This is a genomic window from Psychroserpens sp. XS_ASV72, assembly GCF_041224425.1.
Classification (GTDB): domain Bacteria; phylum Bacteroidota; class Bacteroidia; order Flavobacteriales; family Flavobacteriaceae; genus Psychroserpens.
In genome coordinates this window covers 73,653-96,437 of sequence record NZ_JBGFGL010000068.1, presented here as the reverse complement: position 1 = coordinate 96,437, position 22,785 = coordinate 73,653, and the positions used below count along the sequence as shown (strand labels likewise).

The following is a 22,785-nucleotide window of genomic DNA, read 5'->3' as shown; positions in this document are numbered from 1 at the left end:
ATCTTAAGTATTAGCCTTGAACTTTATCAAAGGTTATGGTGTCTCCATCACTTGTTGTAACTGTTAATGATTCTTGCGAAATAGAATCAATAACAACATTTATCACTGTTGCCCCAACTGTAATGGAAATATCATTATTCATTCGAGTGAATGTACCTGTTTCAACTCCTGTAGATGCACACGGACCTGAATCCTCATCAAAAGATTCTAAAAAAAACGCTCCGTTATCGTTAAATTCTATATTGGTGTTTTTTTCACAATCTGTAAAACTTCCTGGTGTAATTGACTCTTGATACCATTTTCCTGATTGTAACAAACTAGCAACATTAATATCACCTTGCATGTCTCCTCCACTGTCATCATCACTACTACATGCACTTGTCAATAATACGAGACAAATAATCCCTAACCTTTTTAATACTGTCATAATTTTTGTGATTTAAAAAGAAAAGGAAACAACGCTAACTCCACGTTTATAATATTGCTTCCTTTTTCTCAACTGATTAATAGCTTCTTCCTATTTACTTTTCCTTAGTAAAATGTGTGCTTTTAATTATTTTACTGTTGTACACAATACTTAACCTATAACTTCCTTTTTCTAAATGATTGACATTGATATAAATATTGGTTTGAGGTAAAGATTGTATCGATCCTAGTAATGATTTTTTTTTATTCAAAATTTAGATTTAAAACGTCTTGCTAAGCATTTATTTCAAAACTAAAAGGAAGGAATTAACCGAAGTATGACAGATGTAACAATTGCTATGAAGTATGTAACACCTAGGTTTTTTATAGGTTTTTCAGGTAATCTGAAGGAGAACAACCATATTGTTCTTTGAAGCATTTGGTAAAATAGGAATGATCATTAAATCCAACCGAGTATCCAATTTCAGAGATATTGACATCCGATTTTTTTAATAACTCAACGGCTAATTTTAATCGTTGGGAACGTATAAACTCTGTCGCTGACAAACCTGTAAGTCCTTTTAATTTTCTGTGTAATTGCATGCGACTAAGACCTAGCGCTTTGCTAAATTCCTTAACATTAAAAGAGGATTCAATTAAATTAGAATCTATAACTTCTTGAAGTTTTTCTAAAAATATTTCATCGGTATTTGAAATGGCGATATCCTTTGGTCTAAGAATGATTTCTTGACTGTAGCGTTCTTGAAGTTTTTTTCTTGAACTTATTAAATTATTCACTCTCGTTTGAAGCAATTTAGATTTAAAGGGCTTTGTAACATAATCATCAGCTCCTATTTCCAATCCTTTATATTTATCTTCATCTTCAGATTTAGCGGTCAATAAAACAATCGGAATATGACTTGTGCGTTCATCTTGTTTTAAAGTTTGGGTAAGCTCAAATCCACCAACATTGGGCATCATTACATCTGAAATAATAATATCTGGAATAAACTCAATTGCCTTGCGATACCCTTCCGTTCCATTTTTGGCTTCTAAAAGTGTAAATTGGTTATGAAAAATACTCTTTATAAAATTCCTTATTTCCTCATTATCATCAACGACAAGCATAATATTGTCTTCAGGCGATACTTCAATTTGCTCACTATCCAACGCTTTATTAAGTTCTGTGATTTCAGATGATACGATAATTTGGTTGGTTTCAAATGCATTTTTATCGATTGGCAATAAAACTGAAAAGTTTATCCTATCATCATTTTGAATCACACTAATTTTTCCTTTACACAAATCAACCAATTCTTTTACCAATGACAAACCAACACCGATACCATCTTTATTATCATCAGCTTGATAAAATCTATTGAAAATATTTTTTATTTGCGTATCTGTTAGTGATTGGGTTGTATTAACTACTTCTAATACCAAAGACTTATGTTCCTCTTTAGCATTAAAAGCTACAGTTCCGTTTTCATCACAATACTTAATTGCATTCGTTAATAAATTCGTTGTGATTTTTTGAATGACATCAGCATCAAACCAGGCAGTTTTCAATCCTTTTATTGCTTTGGAATAGTTTATTTTCTTTTCATTTGCCGTTAATTCAAATGAAGCTGCTAAAGATTTTAATAAAACGGATAAATCCCCTTTTGTAACTCTTAATTTTAATTGTCCAGATTCTAATTTTGCCAGATCTAACATTTGATTTACCAGACCTTCAAGTCTGTCAGCATTCTTATTAATCGTTTCTAACTCTTTCCTTTCATTTTGTTGTAATTCCCTATTTTCTAATTGCTTATGAGAATACCCAGAAATGAGCGTTAATGGAGTTCTAAACTCATGTGAGATATTTGCAAAAAGTTTGCTTTTAAACTGATCCAAATCTTTCAGCTTTCGATTGGTTTTCTTTCTGTTTCGGTACAACATAAAAAGAAAGACACCAGCTAAAGAAGTTATTCCCAGACCACCAATTAACAAATTTCGTTCACTTTTTTTCTTTTGAGCAATGAGAGCCTTTTCAGATTTTAATAAGGCGATTTCTTTTTCCTTTTTTTCTGATTGGTATTTGGCTTCAATTTCTTTAGCTCTTAAAAGGTTCTGACTGGTTACAAGTGAATCATTAATCCTTTTAAATTGCTGTGAGTATTCATAAGCTAATTTATACTCTTTTAATTTTTCCGAATTTAACTGCAAAACTTTATAGATGTCCTTTAGCTCTTCATAACCATCCAGTTTAATTGCTAAATCTTCGGCTTCTAATGCCAATAGATTACTTTCTCTGTAATTCTTTTTTTTACTTAGAATCTTAGATTGCTTTAGAAGTGCGAATATTAAACCTGCTTCGTTCTTATGAGCTCTGTTAAGATTAATGGCAATTTCACCAGCTTCAAAGGCTTTATCTAATTGACCACTATTAAAATAAATATCACACAAAACCACACTTAGTGATGCTTCTTGAAGCGGATACTTATTCTGATTATAAAATAATCGAGCATCCAAAGCATATTTGGTAGCGATGTCATAATTTTCTCTTTCGTTCTCTATAAGAGCAAGCTTACTAAAAATGAAATTTTTCTGGTAAGCATTATCTACACTATCAAATATTGCATACGCTTGTTCTTGATACGAAATAGCTTTCTCGTATTCACTGAAAGATTCATACACATCTCCAATAAAGGATAAGGTAAAGCCACGACTATAACCTTTATAATTATGAGATTCATATATGCTATCTGATTTTATTAGATATTCTAATGCAAGTTCTGTTTTATCAAAAACATAATTGTAAATTTTTCCAAATTGCCCATAGATGTAGGCAGTTTCTTTCCACATTCCATGTTCTATAGAAATGGATTCTGCTTTTTGGGCATACATTAAAGCATCTTCTCCATTTCCTAGTCTTGCATTTTCTTGAGTTAAGCGAGAATAAATCTTGTAAATACGTTTCGGATCATTCATCACCTTTGAATAAGACAACGCTTTCAACAAATTATCATTTATAAAATCTGACGCACTTTGTCCCGATTCAATAAACATTCCGAAATATCCAGCTTTTCTTCTATAATAATTGTAATATGCTAAGTTTGAATTGTAGGTTTTAGCATAAGTAAGAAATTCTTCAAAATATATTTTGCAACTATCGATATCATTATTCTTATAATGCCTGATTAAAGCAATATAACTTTTACATTTTGAACTGTCTGCTATTTGAGTTTGAGTTAATACTAGTTTTAATGAATCAACATTTACTATTTTCTTTTGAGCAAATGAAAAACTACAAATCAAAAAAACTAAAACCCAAAACTTGTTCATAAAAAAAATCAAATAATAACAGCTAAGCAATGATAGATAATAATAATTTTTCAAGCTGTTATGAATGTAACAATAATAAGTTACATTCTTTATAAGAAATTAAATGAATTTTTGTTTTGATTTTAACAAAACAACCTCAAAGACAAGACTTTATGTTATTAACCATTGTTTCAGCTCTTTGTCTAACCTCTTCTTCTGTCCATGACAATTTTATCAAGCAAGAGATGTTTCTACCAATCCAGTAATCGGATTGCGAAAAGTCCTTCTCTTTGAGCTTAGACAATTCGTGTTTTATTTCTGTAGATAGTGGATATAAGGACTTCGCCTCTTTAAGATGTTCCCATTTTCTTACATAATGCCAATTGTTGTCGTAGTAATTCCAACAGGCATCAATACCTTCAGTCTTAAATTTAGCAGCCACTTGTCTAGCTGTTTCCAAATCTGGTAAGAAAAAATTCAGAAACGCATAACTCTCCTCGCCTCCTTTTGGGACTTTTCTAAAGGTAACTCCTGGAACTCGTGCAATGGCATCCCTAAGAATCATATAGTGTTTCTTCTGAATGGAAATAAATTCCGGCAAGCGTTTCACTTGCGCCAAACCTACTGCTGCATTCAGTTCTGAGATTCGGAAATTATAACCTAAGAACGGATGCGATTCAGCACCACGATCATTTCCAACGTGGTCATGCCCATGATCGCTATAATGGTCGGCGTTTTTGTAATACTCAGGATTGTTGGTCACGACAGCGCCACCTTCACCACAAGTAATGGTCTTTACGAAATCGAATGAAAAGCAACCCACATCGGCAATACTTCCTAAGGGTTTTCCATCGTAGGTTCCGCCAATGGCTTGACACGCATCTTCTACAAAAATAAGGTTGTGCTTATTACATATGGTGCGTAAAGACTTCATATCAGCCATACTACCACACATCTGCACCACCATAACCGCTTTGGTCTTATCGGTAATGGCAGCTTCAACTGCTTTGGGATCTAAAGTTAGGGTATCATCAATATCTACAAGCACAGGAATTGCTCCAAGCATCATGATGGCTTCAAAGCTCGCCACGAAGGTAAATGTTGGCATAATCACCTCATCGCCTGCACCAACACCAGCAGACGCCAAGGCTACAGAAACGGCAGCGGTTCCACTGGAGACCAACTGTACGTGTTTAGTTTGAAAGGTTTTGCTTAGTTCTGTTTCCAGAGATTTAGCTTTCCAATGTCCATTGCGCATACCATCAAACCCATAGCGCATCAACACACCATTATCTAATACATCATTGACTTCCTTGCGTTCTTGATCGCCAAACAATTCAAAACCTGGCATATACTATTGAAGTTTAGCTTCCAACTGTGATAAAAATGTCTGAATATGTTCTTTGGTAATAGCTGTTAACGATACACCCAAACGGTTTCCGTTGGCATCTACCAAAGATACTGCAGGAGCTACTTTTACTCCCGTGTAATGAGTTGCTATGCGCTTTGTATAAGCATCGGTATCATTGAAACTCAATTGCAATAAGACCACTTTTAAAGCCACACGCTTAAACGTTTCAGAATTGAAGAGTTCTTCGTTTAATAAAGCTTCTGTTTCAGAAGACATATCACCTGTGGCAAAGACTAACATGTTTTGGTTTTGTGATGTCGCCTTTGCGGTCGCCACTTCATAATCAGTGAACCAATCCCCTTTATTTTGGGCTGTAATCTGAAGAGAAAATAGTAACAAGATTACTAATGCAATTTTTTTCATCGGTTTTCATTTGAATTGAAACAAATATAAGATAATACTAAGGCGGTTCAAAAAAAGTTACGCTTAAAGTGTAATCACGGCTGCATCCATATCTTTTCTGACTTTCTTAAAGCTTGAAAACATATCATCGTCTGCCCTGAAACCCACTGGCAATAGTAACACCGATTTCAAGTGTCGCTCTTCTAGACCAAGCGCTTTATCAAATTGTTCAGGTAAGAACCCTTCCATGGGGCAGGCATCAATTTGTTCTACCGCACAGACCGTCATCAAGTTTCCTAAGGCAATATAGGCCTGTTTGGTGGACCATTCCTGTCGTTCGGTTTGTGACATGTTCTTCATCATGCGCTTGAGATCGTTTCTGTAAGGTTCCAAAATCGTCTCAGGCGTGTTTCTCACATCTGAAACCGTATCGAAAAAGGCATCAACATCGGCATCACTGATATTATCTTGAATACAAATGACCAACAAATGTGAGGCATCGACCACCTGTTGTTGTCCGTAAGCATGTTCTACAAGTTGCGCTCTAAGGTTCTTATCGGACACCATGAGCATGGTAATGGTCTGCAATCCGAAAGATGTTGCCGTAAGGTTAAAAGCTTCCTTTAAGGTTTGAAGCTGCTCATCATTCAATGTTTTATTGGCATCAAACTTTTTGGTGGCATAGCGCCAATTCAAGGCATCAATAATATCCATAAGCATTGTTTTACGCTGCAAAATTAAGCGATAGGCTTGGACTTTAAAAGGATGATGCCGTTAATAAAAACCAAATATTAAGATTAAATTTAAAAATCTTCGGTTTTATTTGAAAGAGTTAAAAAAGGGTTTTATATTTGCATCCGCAATCGGAGAAATGGCAGAGTGGTCGAATGCGGCAGTCTTGAAAACTGTTGAGGGTCACACCTCCGGGGGTTCGAATCCCTCTTTCTCCGCAAACAAGCGCAAGGCTTGAAATAAAAAAACCACCAAGTTTACTTGAGTGGTTTTTTGTTTTTTAAGGCTTAGGCATTTGCAAAATGCGGTAAGAGGGATCACGAAGTAATCCCTCTTACTTGTTTTTTTACCCTTCCGTCCTACGGACAGCTTCCCTAAAATAGGGAAGGGTTTTACATTAGGTTTATGATTACACACTATTTCCCATTGCTCTTATATTCATTTTTGAGGGACCAAAAACGAATCAAAAAGTCCTTTACTGTCGAAGGTATTTTCATTGCCTTAAAGCAATGAAACCATAATTGAATTCCTAAATTGTCTCCAAGGCTTCGACAATTTTTAACAGAATTCATTTATCTATACTGACGACAGCGGTTTCCGACGTTGTTGGGATTGGGTTGTCTTATCCTTCCGTCCTGCGGACAGCTTCCCTAAAATAGGGAAGGGTTTTGTTTTTATACACTTTTTACCATTGCCGCAAAAAGTGTCAAAAAGGTCTAGCCTTGACATCTTCGGCGGTCAATTTGACTATCGAAGCCTAAAAGAAATGAACTCGCTACGCTCAAACAGCATTTCTTTTTTAACGTCTTCTTCTAGTCATTGACACTCGCCTGCCTGATGTTAGAGGCTAATCTTCGTTTTTCGTTGGTTCTGAAAATTGTTGGTGAAGTATGTAAATTGTTATTTTGGTTTTTAAAGCCTTCCGTTCTGCGATACCTTACTTGAAATAAGTAAGGTTTTTACTTATATCCTTTTTTCATCGATAAAAAAGGATACAAAAAATCTAGGCTGCACTTCTTGTTCTTGAAAACCTAACGAACAGACTTAATCATGCGCATCGCAATCGCTACGCTGGGCAATGCTCCTCTACCCTCTTTGTGTCTGTTCTTGGTTTTACTACGAACAAAAACTGATGCCGTTCTATTGAATATTGATTTTACGTTAGTTCTTGAAATCGTTGACAAAGTACGTACAAAGTCTTTAATTGGATTTCAGTTATTTATACTGACGACAGGGGTTTTCGACGTTGTTGGGATTGGGTTGTCTTACCCTTTCGTCCTACGGACACCTTCCTTAAATAGGGAAGGGTTTTCTTGTTAGTTTTGAACATTCTTGTGTTTAACACGGTTTTTAATTTTTTGTTGACCTGCATTAGACCTGAAGGACACCTGAAGGAAACCTGAAGGAGACCTGAAGGAGCACTTCATGTGAATTGGTTATAATTACATCACTTTTTTAAAACCATGCATTTTTATGATAATCGTAGTGGTTATTCAGGTTGGATTTATAATGTAGAATTTTTTCTATATAAAATTGGTTTGATTTTAAATATTATTTAGAAAATTGTTTAAATAACTGAGAATCTTACATTTAGAAAATATTCTCAATTAAAATTTATTTTCTATGTTTGGATCGTGAGTTTTATAATTCGAGCTATCCGGAGGCTTTGTATTTGAACTTACAGTGTTATTCTACCCTATTGATTCCCTAAGCATGTAATTCCCTCATCTATGATGGAAAGTAGCCTTGGTTGCTTTCTGAGTATTAACCTGATTGTCTTCACTATTAAAACAGGCAATCGTAAACTTTAGTATTATGGCTAGAAACAATAGCTTTATTAGACTTGAAGGGACTCTGGACGGGTTGACCTTCTACCGAAAGAACGGCGAATCTTTTGTAAAGACCCAAAGCCGTGTGAGCCGCAATCGGATTATGAACGATCCGGCGTACAGACGTACTCGTGAGAACATGCAGGAATTTGGAGGCGCTGCCAAAACCGGCAAGGCGTTTCGAGAGAGCTTTGCTGGGATTGTGCGTTTGGTTGGAGACAGTTATGTGAGTGCCCGATTGAATGCCATTATCCGCAAAGTGTGTGGATTAGGAACTGGTGCTCGTGGTGAGCGTGATATTGATCTCGTGAGCCATGTGGATTTGTTTAAGGGGTTTAATCTCAACTTGAGTAAGCCTTTTGACACGCAGTTTAATGCGCCATCCTCACCTCCTGTTATCAATGCTGCCCGTGATACCGTGACTTGGGATATTCCTGATTTTGATACGGATACCTTTGTTTTGGCTCCTGAAGGTGCCACGCATTTTAAATTGGCTTTGGCCGCTGGTTTTACCAGTAACTATGAATGGGTTCCTGCCATTAAGGGTTATGAGCCTGTTGATGAGGACGTGAATGGCCGTGGTATGGTAACTTACAGTGCTGAAATTCCGCTAGGTGGTATGGTGGGTAGTGCTACCAACCTTGTTGTGGATATGAGTTCTTATGGTGCCATACCTGTGACCAGTGCGCTATTTGCAGGGACTGCGATTGTGTTTTACCAAATGGTGAATGGACAGTTGTATGAGTTTTCGCAAGGGCATGCGATGAAGATTGCTGTTGGTGGGTAGACTTCTTTATTAACCTTGGTTAGAACCCTCTTTGGCTTATTTGCTAGAGAGGGTTTTTTGTTTTTTTACCCTTCCGTCCTACGGACACCTTCCCTAAAACAGGGAAGGGTTTTGTTTTAATACACTTTTTACCATGGCAGCTTTAATGATGTTCATTTTACCTTGATGCAAAATGAACCAAAACATCAAAACGATTTTTAGGAACTTTTGTCTACGCCAAACCACTCAAATCTGCGCTGCATGCTTAATGCTTTGCATAGCACTTTCGCTTGATTCTGCGTTAGTTCTTGAAATCGTTGATATCTCACCAACAATATTTTCACTAGTGATCGACGCTCGCCTGCCAGATGTTTAAGGCGGAACTTGATTTTACGTTAGTTCTTAAAATCGTTGGGTTTTCCGACCTTGTTGGAATTGCAAGTACAATGCTGTTTTGAAAATAGCCTTATGTATTGTCATTGCGAGTGAGGGACGAACGTGGCAATCTGTTTGTTGATAACTATGCCATTCATAAGATTCCTTCGCTATGCTCGGAATGACATCAATATGGTGTATTGTATTACTATTTTTTTATGCCTCTTCATCTTGGTTAAGAATTGCCACTAACTCTTTGTATCTTTCTGGTTCACCTATTTCTTCAAAAACTATTTCAATTAATCGAGGTGGAAACTCCCTTGCTTTTTCATAAGATAAGCCTATGGTTTCTAAATAGTCTTGTACCTGAGGAACTTCAACAAACATTCTTGCTGTTTTCTTTGGGTAAAACCCTTGAAGCCTTGATATATCCTTTTTCTTAATAGGCTCTGATAGTTCTTGGTTAGTGTCTCTCCATTGGTTAAACATAGCTAACATCACCTGCCCTATTGTAGGCTGCTTTATTTGAAGGTATTTTGCATAATTTTTTTTAAATGTATTGCGATTAGTTCCGAACAGCTCATACATAGACTCCTTATCATATGTACTAGGCATATGTTGATCAGTAAAATCTGCAAGCATTTGGTCTGACAGTGTTATATAGGGTGTTTCCTTGAGATTTAACCAATTGGCATGATGCATTATATAAACCAGCCACCTTCTTAACGATTTAAAATCATCACTAAGATGGTAGCTTGTTAATGTTAGAAAAAAATGTTCTTTGCATCTCCATCTGTGACCACTTTGCACAAGGGATTGTAATAGGTCTCTCCATTCATTTTTAGTTGTCACAGCCATTTTTGACGCTTACTTTTTTCTGTTAGGATTTAATTGCGCTCCTCGATTACCATGTACTTTACTGTAGGTGCTGTTAGTACCTGAGGTGCCTTTGTTTGCATTACTTTGATTAGCTTGGTGATTGTTTTGTGTACTCATAATTTTTTGTTTTTAATATTACTATGTTACAAAACTAAAACTCAAAAAATTGGCATTTCTAGATATTGACGGTTTTTGGTTTCATTTTTTAATTATAAGATTCTGAAACGCGTTCAGAATGACACGGGATGCGTTTCTGGACACTATTTACTGACATCTCATAAAATGGCTCGAAGTGACAAATAGAAAAGTAAATCATTATTACCCTGTTTATAATTAATATTCAATTCACAAGTCCATACCTGCGCCATTGATTTTTAACCAATGGATTTGGGCATCATAATTTGGTAATATTTTATCGACTTCATTCCAGAATAGTTTTGAATGGTTATTGTGAATTAAGTGGGCTAATTCATGCACTACAATGTAGTGCAACACATCAATTGGTGCCATAGCACATTTCCAATGGAAGTTTACGTTACCGTTTGCTGAGCAAGAAGCCCAGCGGTTTTGAAGCTCCATTACTTTAAGAATTCTTGGCAGTACGCCTAATTGTTCTTGATATGATTTTACTATTCCTGGTAATTTAGTATTAAGTTTTTGTTTGTAGAAATCAATAAACAGCTCTTTAGCTTTATCCTTATCAGTTGGGTTTAAGAAAAAAGTATTTTTTCTGAAATGTAATTTACCTGCCTCTACTTCGGCGAATTTTAAGCGGTAATTTCTTCCTAAGTATAAAAACGATTGACCACTAACATATTCGCGTTCTACTGCATTTGCATTTAATTGCTCCCATTCAGCAAGATGTTTGAAAATTAAGTACTCTTTTGAATTTAAAATGTCTTGAAGCTCTTCGTCTTTAACTTTTTCTGGCACACGAGCTGACACAGAACCATCTCGCTCGATATAAATACTAAGGGTTTTACGTTTACTCTTGATTACTTTTATGTCGATTCCTGATACCTGCATTATCCTAATAATTCATCGTTTCGACGCTTTGCCAAGTTCATTATCTCAACGCTCAACTTGGCGTACTGATTGGCTACTTTTTCAATGGACACAAATGCTATTTCATCCTCAATAATGCCTTGTAATTTTCGTATTTCGGATGGGCGTCCTTTCCAGAAGTTTGGTTTATTTATTGCATCTTGAAGCAAGACCACTAGATTTTTTACTAAAGTTTTTAATACTTCTTTTTCATCATCCGATAAATCTTCTTCTTTTAACGTTGTAAAGATGATGAAATCATAAAATGGTAGCTCTTGTTGGGTTAAGCCTGATTCCTGAGCTTCATCCGCTCTCCCCTTATCCATATCCTCTCGGACTTTATAGAATTCTTGTACAATCATTTCCCAATTATCGGCATAACGCTCTAGTAATTCTTCTATTCTTCTTAAAAAACGCTTGTATAACGCAGGATCTTTTTGCATATTGACTTTGATGTGTCTTCTAATCGCATGCTCCATTTCAGACGCTTTTGCCTTGCTGTTTTTACCTAGCTTATCCACTTCTTTAGTGAAATCGTCTGACAACAAACTTACTGGTGGAATTTTACTATCAATACCCAAAGTTTCTAAATAGCTGTCTATCATTTTACGCACTTTGGGTTTTGCCCATTTTAAGTCCATACTTGGGTCTTTATAGCGGTTTTTGATACGTACCAATAAATACCCGAAACGCTTTGCAGGAATGTAATAGTCTTTAGCCACTTTAGAATTGAATAGCAAATCTAAACTATCAAAAAAGGCTTTTAGATAGGTGTCAAATTGTGCTCTAAAGGCTACCGATTCTGCCAAGGCTATACAATCCTCTGCCAATTGAAATTCTTTGTCTTTGTCAATCATTCGCTGTTCGGCAAACTTTTTAAAATCAGTTATGCCTTTGTCTGTAAACAACTGAATCATTCTGTTGTAACGTGCTTCTAAGACAGGAATTTCTTTATCAATATCCTTGAAGTATTCTAATAATTCCTTGATATCCTCTTCATCTTCGGCTCCCCAAATATTTAAGGCATCTTTTAAATGATTGGACACTCCGTAATAATCTACTAAAAGCCCATGTTTTTTATCTTTTTTAGTTCTATTTACTCGTGCTATGGCTTGTAACAAGTCGTGTTCACGAATGTTTTTATCTAAATACATCACTTGTGCAATAGGCGCATCAAAGCCCGTTAGTAATTTATCGCACACGCACAGAAAGGCAACACCTGTTTCTGGTTTTAGGTAATTACCATCTGCATCTTTAGAAAAATCGAAGTCCTTTTTAAAGTTATCTACCGCTTTTAATTCTTTGGCTTGTTTTCTAGCCGCACTGATGAAACCAAGCTCATTGTTATCTTGTTTGGTTACAATAGTTCCTAATTTTAAAAACTCAAGTTTTTCGATAAGCTCTATATCTGGACTTTGTTTTTGTTTTTCTTCTGCTATATACTCTTGAATGTATTCTTGAATGTAGTATTGATATCGTGCCGCTGCAAGCACAGAACTCCCAACGACCATAGCTTTAAACCCATTAGGTAGAATATCTGCCACGTAATGTTTTACAATGTCTTTGGCTATTTTACGCAAGCGGTCTTTGTTCTCTAAATAGGCTTGCATCGTTCCATAACGCTTTTGAATCTCTTCTTTTTCTTCTTTGGATTGTTTTTTAAAGACATCTTCAAACTCGGCATCAAAGGCTTCTTTAGAACTGATATTATCATTGGTGGTTTTACCAATATATCTTATATCTAAAGTGGCTCTATCATCTACTGCTTCTCGTATTTTGTAGGTATCTATAAACTCCCCTGTGCCACCAAAACGCTCATGTGTTTTCTGTTTGTGTCTATCGGTCAATAACGGTGTTCCTGTAAAGGCTATTTTGGCTGCGTTAGGAAAGGCCGCAAATAGATTATCGCCCATATCACCGCCTTGTGTACGGTGTGCTTCGTCAATAAGGATTACTATTCTATCTGAGGTATTTACGACCTCAAAAGGTTTAAATTCTGGTACTTCGCCTTTTTCTTCGTAGGCTTTTAATAAGGCTTTGGAATGTTTCAGTTCTTCTTGCACAAACTTATGCACCATGACCATATTTAAGTTAGATGCTGTCCCACTTAGCTTCGGTTTAAGCTCTTTACGGGAACTTACAATATTGGCTTCTTTAAACTCATTGGTTAAACGTGCTGTAGCCGATAGTTGTTTCTGTAAATCTTTGCGATCTACCATCATAATGACCTTGTAATCTTTGAGGTCAGATTGCGAGCGCAACTTGCGGACAAAAAACACCATGGTCAAAGACTTACCAGAACCTTGGGTATGCCATACTACTCCAGAACGTGTTTGTCCTGTAGATTGGCTGCGCATACGGTCTAAAATTTTACCTACTGCTCTGTATTGTTGGTAACGACACACGATTTTAACCTCTACACCTTCTTTAATTTCCATAAAGAGTGTGAAATGTTGTAGAATATCTAAGAGGATTTCTTTATTGAGAATCCCTTTTATCATGACCTCCTGACGTACACGAGGATCGTTTTGTAACCCATTACTTTTATAACGCTCGCTTTCTTCTTCAACATAGTTTGTGATATCTATGTCTTTATAGCTTTCTGGAAAAATGTCTTTCCAATTGAGGTAGTATTCGAAATCGCCTGTAATAGACCCTACTCGTGCTTCTTCACCATGCGTAGCAATGCTAAAGAGGTTGTAGTAAAATAAACGCTCTTCACCTTCTTTGGTGCCAAACTCATCTTCTCTGGTATTGGCATAGCGCATAATTTGGTCAACTGCACTAGAAATAGGATCTGCTACATCTACTTCTTTACATTCTACTACTGCAATAGGTAAACCATTAACAAAAAGTACAATGTCTGGTATGATGCCTTCACGCGGACCACCAGGTGTAACCACTCTAAACTGATTGATGGCCACAAACATGTTGTTGTCCCAGTTCTCGAAATTGATGAGTTTAACAAGGGGGTTCTCTTCTCCTGTCACTTCATTTTTAGCCACCGTGGTTTTGGTAACACCGATGAGTTTTTCAAAGATTTGTTTGTTGGCCTCTAGTAAGGATAAATTATCACGTTCTACACTAATTAGTTCGTTGTAAATATCCTCTAGTTGTTTATTGGTTAACCATGTTTTGCCATTAACCAAATTGATCTGGCCTACTCCTTTCATAAACTCTTCTTTTAGAGTTACTTCTTTAAAAGAAGAACGCAAACTAGACGCAGGATCTTTAGGAATGCCAAAACTGCCTTGGTTGATGATACGCCACCCTAAGGCTTGTAATTTATCTAAAAAGGGTTTTTCTACGTTGGTGTATTCTGCCATGGTTAACTAGCTTTTAACTTATTTTGTTTTCTACAATTCTCAATCTGTAATTGAATTCGTTCTAAAAAGATATTTTCGTTTCTAATTAATGTTTCCATATCCATTTGCTCACCAACTAAAATACCATCGATAAAAAAATTAGTGCCAAATCCACTATTAAATAAGCCGCTTGAAGTTGATTTATTAAACTTCAAATTTTCTGACAGAGGATAAATTAAACCTCCTAAAATAACATCAGGTTGAAAATATTGGATATACGTATGTATTTGATAAAAATCAGATCTATCTACATCTATTTTGCGACCAGACATTTTTTTGAATTTAGCATCAAAAACAATTATTTCGCCTGTTTGTTTATGTTTCATAACAATATCTGGAAACATTTTTCTTCCAAAAAACAGATTGTTATAAACATTTATTTCTTCCTGTCCATTTACGATCCAATTTGTGAAATATCTTTTAAGTAATTTCTCTAGATAAACCTCAAATAATTGCGATATATCAAACAGATATCCATAAGTTTTTAAACTTTTATCAGGTTTAGACACTAAACCCAAGTTATTTAACAAAATTTCTGCATAGTCTAGAACCTCTTTGAACGGTTTATAAATAGGGTTTTGTAATACTTTATGATTTTTAGCTTTATCTATAATGTTTTGAGACACATACTTTTTAGAACTATTTTCTTTAAGTGTTTGATATACACCTAGAATCTTTGATTTGTAATGAGTCCCCAAATAGTTCTCTACTTTTGTAACAGCTGCAAATAAAACATCCAATATTTCTTGGATGTTTTGCTGAGTCCTGAAGGTAGAAGATAATTTTCCTTTAAAAGGAATATCTTCTTTTAGATATTGATTGATGTTTATTTTACCTCTTACTTTTGAGCTTCTTTCTGTAACTTGTTTAAATTGTTTTGGCAAACCTAACACACTTGCTTTTTCTAGTGATTGGATAAACAAGTAAGCAATTATGTAATGGAATTCGTTTGTTTTTTTATTTAGTTTTGCTTCTGTTTCTTTTGTGCTTACATAAATATCATTAACAAAATTAAGCATTCGATTTAGCAACACATTTCCATAACTTGTTGTTATATTAAAACCGTATCCTTTATGATATAATTTACCAGCAAATAAACCTGTTTGTATAGCAAACTTTTTTTGTTCTCCATTTACTTTCGAAAAAAGCCTAATTACCAATTGCTCCTCTTGATTTAATTTATTTTTTTGATTTTTAAATCCAATTATTTGCAGTTGTGCTAAACTTAGGTTTTTAGTAGTTACTGTAAATAATGAAGAAAATAAATCTTGTTCTATTACTTTTTGGTCTTTTTTATACTTAACATCAAAAGCATCCCATAGTTGCATATGGTCAAAAAAAGTTGACTCATAATAATGATGGTTTGTAGGAATACTAATATTCACTTTTATAAACTTCCTTTAAATAATTGCAGTGCCTCATCTAACTTACTATCTAAGTCTTGCTCTGGATATAATGCTCTTAAATACTCTCTTAATGATGGTTGCAGATATAATCTGAATAATTTTTCAAGATTGCTACTCGTAATGGTTTTTCTGTGGGCTATTCCTTCTATTTTCATAAAAAACGAATGCCCAAACTCATAAGACTTTCCTAAGCCAAGAGTTTCGCTTATATATGTATTTAGTTTTGTACAAGCTATAGCATACTCTACAATATTATGAAAAGCATTACCACTTTTATGTTTTGTTACATTCTCTAAAACCTCTTGACTGTAATCCATTCGTTGCCATTTAAAACGTCTACGCAAGGCTAAATCAAAAGCATCTATACTCTTGTCAACATCATTCATCATACCTATAAAATAGAGATTATTCGGAATACTGAAATAAGCATTACCATCTGTAAAATAAAAGGCTAAATTCTCTTTGCTATCACCTTCTTTTTTAGCATCCTCAACCATAGCTTCAATAAGTGAACTATATTGCGTTTTATATAAATTGTCATTAGGTCTGTTTACATCATAACGATAATCTTTTTCTAAACACATTAAAGTTTCACCAAATACTGCTGATAAATTGGCTCTATTGATTTCATCAACCACAAAATAATATGGTTTTGGCTCTCTTCCCTCTTCTTTTGCTTGCAAGCATTCCGCCAATGCTTTTTTACAAAACTTCTTAAAAACACCATCAGTTAATTCAAATTTTATATTACCATCGGTAGTAACTCCTTTTGGCTTTATACCATCAATGAAATCTTCATATGTAAATGAAGGGTGAAAGGTTATAAACTCATACCTTTCTGTTTCCCCTAAACAAACAAAATCCAAATTTTGCTTTACACTATAAGTCTTGCCTGTTCCTGGTGGACCATACAAAATAACATTAGGTGTGTTTGCATCTGCAAAAGAACTTGCCGTGGCATATTGCCACAAAAATCTAGAAACTGCATAAGAATTAAAAGCCGAATTTTCTAGTCCTAAAATACTATTAATCACCAACCGTATTTCATGATTCTTACCTAAATTGGTTTCTGTTTCACTTTCTAAAAATTCATTATGAAGTGTATTAATGGCATCGTCTGAATAAATATGTAAAAAATCACTAGTACTATCTAATACTGCCATTTTTCTTAATATTTGTTTGGCAGCATAATTAGCATTTTCAATAACTTCAATTTTTTCACTAGCTGAACTTCGATTAACAATTTTTCGTAATAGCGGTTTAATAACGGTTGTAAATCTTTCCTTTGCATCTTCTTTTGAGTTGTAATTTATTTGACCATCACCTCTTTTAAGATTTTCATTAAAAGTGTAAGTCTCATTATCATTGTTTAATTTAATCTCGAAATTACTAGCATTACCAGGTTTTGAAGAACCATAAATTTCGCTAGTAGTGCGCTCCAAAAAATTACATAAGTAGCCACCTCGTTCATTATTGTTTTCTAATCTATTGGTATAATCATCTAGACCTATTGTACCATCTAATATTCTTTCGCGATAATACTGCCAATCCTCTTGTAAAGTCTCTATTTTATTATTGATTTTCTTAACCTCAACACTTGAATATTTATTATGAAAGGTTTGCCATAAACTTTTAATGTTGTCAATACGTTCTTCTGATAAAATGATGTTATCCATAATCATTTGTTTTTGTACTTTAAGATGCCATTTTTTAATGAATTGGTTAGTAGCATTATTATTATTTGCAGATGTAAGTGTTCCTGGTGCCTGTATATGATTCTTTCCATACTCTTGTAAAATAGCTTCTTTTAATTTATGTTCAGAATCATTATAAATGCTTAACAGTTGTATTGATCTGCGCAACCGAAACCAATCAAAATCCTCATCAGTGTTATTTTCTATAAACCAATTACCTTTTATCTGTACTAAAGCTATTGGATCAATACCATCACGTATAAGAACGACATCATTCAGTTTTACATCTTGCTTAAAATAGGTTGGGTCTGCTACCTCTTCCCCCTTTTTATTGAGCCAAGATTCGCCCATACCAATAACCTTCTTCTCTTTAAGGATTTTGATAAGCGTGTCTTTCTTAAATTTTGCACTATTACTAGGGTGCATTTGTAAATGCCAATAATTCATAATCTATTGGTTTTAGCGTACATCTAGCATTTTCATGAATGCTTTAAACGTACCTTTTAAATACTTTTGCTCTTCTTTATTAATCTCATTTATAACTTCAATCCATCCCTTTTCTAATGATGCTTTCGTATAAAAACTCACTATTTCCTTAGAACCTTCAAAACGCCAAGATTCAAAACCACCAGTTATCATTTCAATCATAGTAATCCAGAGTAACCAATATTGACTTGCAGTATAATTTTCAAGTAGTTCTTTTAAAATCGGGTCATCTTCTCTATCTAAAAACTTAATATAACTCAATAGACCTATCCGTAAGGTTTGTATATGTTGTTCAATTACTTTTGGATTGGTTGCATTATCTTTCACCAACTCAAAAGCAATTACCAACATCTCCTCTACTTCTGCCCTTTGTAACTCTAGTACTTTACTTTCGTCTCTAAACCATAAAACATCTGTATACTTATATCCCTTCATATACTTGATAGAGGAAGCTGGATATAATAAACTTTTTAAATTATTATTCCAGTTGTATTCTCTGTTCTGTTCTTGAGAGTCTTCTTTTACAGCAACCAATAAACGCGACCCCTTAACAAGAGACTCTAACTTTGCAGAATGCACCAATGCAGGACTCACAATAAAGTTTTTGTCTAAATTAGGTGACGTAGTTCTATCTTCTAGTCGAACAAACCCTTCACTAACAGCGCCACGCAGTAATAAAAAAAAGTCCTTACCCAAACTTTCGTACTCCTTGTTTTTTTTAAAACATTCTCTATAAATATCAGAAAGACAATTCAAAATAGAAGTTCTATTGCTACTGTAAAGCAAAAGACTGTCAGACATTAATGTTCCTTTTACATCTTCATTACTTCTTATAAGTCTCCATGAAATATTATAGAAATCATTTAGGATTTGTCTTGCTTTATTTTGGTCTATGCTAACCATTCTACTAAAGCCCAATAAATCAATAAAAGCGAGTATTCTCTCTTCTTCCATAGTTACTTATTTTAATTTACACTCACCTCAACCCTACCCGTTAACAAATCTTGCAACAAACCTGCTTTTAGCTGCTGGTATTTTGCCAATGCCTGCTGCTCGGTGTGGATTTTTTGGTCGATTTTATTTAGCTTATTTGTAATTATATCTTGTTCCATTTTGTCTGGATAGCTAAATTTTAAATTGTATAACGCATTAGAATTAACACTAGGAACACCTGTAGCCTCGTTTAATTTCATTAAGTCCTTAGAACACATTTGATAATAAAACCACTTTATGTTTGTTGATTCATTTGTATTAATGCAAAAAATTGTATCAACATTCCAAAAATCACCCTCAACATATATCGGGTTATTTATAGTTCCTTTTCTACCTGTAAGAACTGCTGGACCAGAATTTAATGATTTTGATGTCCATCCCATTATACCTCCTGTTCCATAAATTGGATATTTATCTCCTTTAGGATTTGCCTTGTAATCTCGACCATATTTTATTTCTCCAAAATCCTCCAACTTTTTAACTTCCCACTCCTTAGGAATCCAACCTAAAGCGCTTTGTTTGTACAGTTCTGGTGCTAGGGTTTGTTTGGGGCGTAGTTGCCCTGTGTGTACATCTATACCACGTGTAAATACATCGTGCATGAGGCCTTGTTTTAGCTGCTGGTATTTGGCTATGGCGGCTTCGGTTTTTTCTAGTACCGCATCTACCGTGCTTAATATTTGGGCTATTTTGCGTTGTTGTGATAGGGGAACAAAAGGAACTTTCAGCTTTTGAAAATCACCTACAGTAAATGAAGCTTGATTTACAGCTGGTTTAGTTATAGCCTTAATTTCATCTTGAACTATTCTTGAACTCAATAAATAATACAAAAAACTTGAATCAATTTCAGACTTTGCTTTTATTCTGAAAAGATTCGTTGTATAAATACATGGTCTTTCATAACCTTTAAAAATCGCTAATTTTCCAATTTGTTCTATACTATTAATAAAACATAGAAGTATATCACCAACGTCTAATAAATATTTACTTGTATCAGCTCCTTGTGGATCTCTTACGTACCAATATTTTAAATCACTATAATCAAATCGATTATTTTTAATATTTCCTGATATTAAAACTGGTATACCAATATCTTGTTGAGATAATAATCTAGATAAACCACTTTTTAATAAAGCAAAGTAAGAACCTAATTCTACCTCTTTAAATCCGCTACTCATAGCCCAATTCCTTTAAAAACGTTTGTAATTGGTTAGCGGCTTGCTCGCGCTCGTTTAAAATGTTTACCAAGGTGTGTTGGTATTTGGTAAAGCGGGTTTCTAGTTCGGTGAGCAAGGCACGTTCGTAACGGTGTACATAGTCCATTACTGTAATATGTAGCGTTTCTTTAAAGCGTTGTAGTATGAGTATTTTGGCTTCGTCTGCAGTAATGTTTTCGCGTGCTTTGGCTACCAGGTCTTCTTTTTTGTCTTTTATTTCTTTTATGGTGGCTCTACAGGTTTTTAGCTCGTTGGTAAGCTCGGTATGGCGCGCTAGTTTTTGGTCTATGGTTGCTTTATTGGTTTCGGCTTGGGTTTGTTGGTGTTGTCGTTGGTTGCGTTGTTGTTCTAAGGTAGTGACTTCGAGAGCCTCAGTCACCGTTTTTATTCTAATGTTTAGAGCTTTGATGTCTTTTTTGCATTGGCGAATAGTAGCATTGGCTTCTTTTACATCGGCTTTTAACTCTTTTAAGGCTTCTTTTGGGAAGACCTCGTAGTTATCTTCTTCGTACTCGTCATCATCTAGTTCGTTTACTTCATTAAACAAAGCCTCTAGCTCGTCTCTACGGGCTTCGTTTATGGCTAGTTCTTCTAACACCTCAGGGAACTGCGATTGTAAAATGGCATCGGCAGGAATTAATTCGGCATTCCAACCACTGGCAGCAATACTTTTAATATCGGTTTCTAACGCATCCCAATAGGCTGCAAACGCACCACGGCTTTTGTGTAAGTCTAAAATACCCAATTGGTTAAAGGTGTTGGCAATGCTTACTGCAAAATCTTGTCGTACCTCATAAACGTTTTGCTTGTCTGGTAAGGCTTCAAGTTTTGCTACGTTTTGGTTCCACCAACTGTTAATACTGTTGGTGTAGGCTTCTCGTTTTTGTAAAACATCCTCGTGATTAAGCACTACGTTTTTTAGGTCTTCTTTAGCGGTAATTTGGTCGGTAAACACATCGTAATCTGCTTTTGGTGCTTTGTAAAAAATGGCAGTACGTAAGTGCAGGTAATTGTCCCAATAGTTTTGTAGTTCGTCCACTTCGGCTGTAGGGATACCACCATGCAAATGTGCATGCACGTCTTGTGGTTGTGCAGGCGGACTGTTATCTACATACCTACGGATGTTGAAGTTGTAATCTTCTTTTTCTAAATCGGTTTTAGACACCTTTTTGGCATAGCCTTCTAAATTTTCTTTGGCTTTGTAGATATAGGTAATTTTGGCAATATCTTCTGGTCGTAGTTTGTTTTGGTTTTTGCCTTCTTTGTATTCTCTATCGGCATTGATAAACAAGACCTCTTTACGTGTACCAGCCTCTTTTTTGTTAATGACCAATACCGAAGCAGGAATTCCTGTACCATAAAACAAACCCGATGGTAAACCAATAACCGCTTCTAAATAACCACGTTCTACGAGCCATTGTCTCATGCTTTTTTCTTCGCTTCCGCGGAACAGCACACCGTGAGGCATGACTACAGCCATACGTCCGTTATCTTTAAGTACAGATACCATGTGTTGCACAAACATAAAGTCGGCTTTTTTCTTTTTAGGCATCCAATAATGAAAACGGTCACGATGGTTTTTAATATCGCTATAATTGGCAGAAAATGGTGGATTGGCAATGACTATGTCAAAACGTTTTAATTCTCCGTTTTCTATGTGTTGTGGATTTGCAATGGTATCGCCTTGTAAAATGGTAGCATCAAAAATATCGTGAAACAGCATGTTCATTTTACACAAAGACCAGGTGGTTCCGCTTAACTCTTGTCCGTAAAAACTCAGTCGAGACGCATCGCCATAACGTGCTTCAACGTAGTTTTTATTTTCAATAAGCATACCACCAGAACCGCAGGTTGGGTCGTAAATTTCGGCATCTTCACCAGGTTCTAAAATAGACACCAATAGTTTTACCACTTCGTTAGGCGTGTAGAACTCGCCGCCTTTTTTACCAGCGCTATCCGCAAAGTATTTAATTAAATATTCGTAAGCCGCACCCAAAAGGTCTGGGAACTCAAAACGGTCGTCTGTCAACACCACCTTATCAAAATGCGTGATGAACTCAATGAGTTTTTCATCGCTCAAGGCATTTTTATTTTTACCAATGGTACGATTAAAGTTTACATTGGTGAGTACACCGCTTAACTTATCTGGGTTGGCTTCTTCTAAAGCTTCCAATGCTTTGTTTAGATGGTCACCCACATCTTTTTTAAGGTGCAAAATACCGTCATTGATTTCTACACCAGCATCGTTGGTGGTTTTGTAGTTCCAACGTGCTCTGGTAGGCACAAAATAGTCGTAATTATTTGGGCTTTCTAGTCGTTTATTAATCTGGTCCTCAGTTCTACCTTGGGCTTGTAATTCTTTGTAGCGTTTTTCGCGGTCTTGTTCGTACTTATCGCTTAATCGCTTTAAGAACAACATCCCGAAAATGTATTCTTTAAACTCTGAGGCATCCATGTTACCTCTTAATATATCGCAGGCATCCATAAGGAAACCTTCTAGCCATGAAAGGGTTAGTTTTTTGTGGGTCATGTAGT

At 35.3% G+C, this 22,785-nt stretch carries 16 protein-coding genes and 1 tRNA gene; 2 read left to right on the top strand and 15 right to left on the bottom strand.

From position 1 onward, the window contains the following. Nucleotides 1–10: 10 nt before the first annotated feature. The 6 genes from AB9K26_RS02445 to AB9K26_RS02420 all read right to left on the bottom strand — a co-directional run bounded on the left by AB9K26_RS02445 (nt 11) and on the right by AB9K26_RS02420 (nt 6,178). Nucleotides 11–427 carry a lipocalin family protein gene (locus AB9K26_RS02445; RefSeq protein ID WP_369970944.1) on the bottom strand — a complete coding sequence of 139 codons (417 nt, stop codon included), beginning with the start codon at nt 425–427 and terminating at the stop codon, nt 11–13. A gap of 94 nt (nt 428–521) precedes the next feature. Then, nucleotides 522–677, bottom strand: coding sequence for a hypothetical protein (locus AB9K26_RS02440; RefSeq protein ID WP_369970943.1), 156 nt, complete (start codon nt 675–677; stop codon nt 522–524). A 112-nt stretch (nt 678–789) separates the two neighbouring features. Then, entirely contained in the window at nt 790–3,732 is a 2,943-nt protein-coding gene (locus AB9K26_RS02435) for a response regulator (protein WP_369970942.1), read from the bottom strand. A gap of 136 nt (nt 3,733–3,868) precedes the next feature. After that, nucleotides 3,869–5,062, bottom strand: a complete 1,194-nt coding sequence (locus AB9K26_RS02430; protein WP_369970941.1) for a DegT/DnrJ/EryC1/StrS family aminotransferase — start codon at nt 5,060–5,062, stop codon at nt 3,869–3,871. Nucleotides 5,063–5,065: 3 nt separating this feature from the next. Beyond that, complete coding sequence (locus tag AB9K26_RS02425) at nt 5,066–5,485, bottom strand: thioredoxin family protein (protein WP_369970940.1); 420 nt, start codon at nt 5,483–5,485, stop codon at nt 5,066–5,068. Nucleotides 5,486–5,548: 63 nt separating this feature from the next. Then, nucleotides 5,549–6,178, bottom strand: coding sequence for an NAD(P)H-dependent oxidoreductase (locus AB9K26_RS02420; protein WP_369970939.1), 630 nt, complete (start codon nt 6,176–6,178; stop codon nt 5,549–5,551). 151 nt (nt 6,179–6,329) lie between these two features. Between AB9K26_RS02420 and AB9K26_RS02415 the strand changes: the two genes are divergently transcribed. Then, nucleotides 6,330–6,414: transfer RNA gene (locus AB9K26_RS02415), tRNA-Ser, on the top strand. Between the two features lie 1,714 nt (nt 6,415–8,128). Beyond that, nucleotides 8,129–8,812: a hypothetical protein gene (locus AB9K26_RS02410; protein WP_369970938.1), complete on the top strand. Its 684-nt coding sequence runs from the start codon at nt 8,129–8,131 to the stop codon at nt 8,810–8,812. 570 nt (nt 8,813–9,382) lie between these two features. Here AB9K26_RS02410 and AB9K26_RS02405 read toward each other — a convergent pair. The 9 genes from AB9K26_RS02405 to AB9K26_RS02365 form a co-directional block, all read right to left on the bottom strand. Next, nucleotides 9,383–10,024, bottom strand: coding sequence for a hypothetical protein (locus AB9K26_RS02405; RefSeq protein ID WP_369970937.1), 642 nt, complete (start codon nt 10,022–10,024; stop codon nt 9,383–9,385). 9 nt (nt 10,025–10,033) lie between these two features. Beyond that, nucleotides 10,034–10,162: a hypothetical protein gene (locus tag AB9K26_RS02400; protein WP_369970936.1), complete on the bottom strand. Its 129-nt coding sequence runs from the start codon at nt 10,160–10,162 to the stop codon at nt 10,034–10,036. A gap of 228 nt (nt 10,163–10,390) precedes the next feature. Continuing rightward, on the bottom strand, nt 10,391–11,071 hold the full coding sequence (locus AB9K26_RS02395) for a M48 family metallopeptidase (protein WP_369970935.1): 681 nt from the start codon (nt 11,069–11,071) through the stop codon (nt 10,391–10,393). Further along, the gene (locus AB9K26_RS02390; protein ID WP_369970934.1) at nt 11,071–14,415 is read right to left on the bottom strand and encodes a type I restriction endonuclease subunit R; all 3,345 of its coding nucleotides are present in this window, start codon (nt 14,413–14,415) and stop codon (nt 11,071–11,073) included. The genes AB9K26_RS02395 and AB9K26_RS02390 overlap by 1 nt, the downstream gene beginning before the upstream one ends. A 2-nt stretch (nt 14,416–14,417) precedes the next feature. Continuing rightward, complete coding sequence (locus AB9K26_RS02385) at nt 14,418–15,782, bottom strand: hypothetical protein (protein WP_369970933.1); 1,365 nt, start codon at nt 15,780–15,782, stop codon at nt 14,418–14,420. A 59-nt stretch (nt 15,783–15,841) separates the two neighbouring features. Continuing rightward, nucleotides 15,842–18,001, bottom strand: a complete 2,160-nt coding sequence (locus AB9K26_RS02380) for an McrB family protein (protein ID WP_369970932.1) — start codon at nt 17,999–18,001, stop codon at nt 15,842–15,844. Nucleotides 18,002–18,013: 12 nt separating this feature from the next. Further along, a complete protein-coding gene (locus AB9K26_RS02375; RefSeq protein ID WP_369970931.1) occupies nt 18,014–18,994 on the bottom strand; it encodes a hypothetical protein in 981 nt (326 codons plus the stop codon). An 11-nt stretch (nt 18,995–19,005) separates the two neighbouring features. Beyond that, a complete protein-coding gene (locus AB9K26_RS02370) occupies nt 19,006–20,211 on the bottom strand; it encodes a restriction endonuclease subunit S (RefSeq protein WP_369970930.1) in 1,206 nt (401 codons plus the stop codon). Further along, nucleotides 20,204–22,780, bottom strand: a complete 2,577-nt coding sequence (locus AB9K26_RS02365) for a type I restriction-modification system subunit M (protein ID WP_369970929.1) — start codon at nt 22,778–22,780, stop codon at nt 20,204–20,206. The genes AB9K26_RS02370 and AB9K26_RS02365 overlap by 8 nt, the downstream gene beginning before the upstream one ends. Nucleotides 22,781–22,785 lie beyond the last annotated feature (5 nt).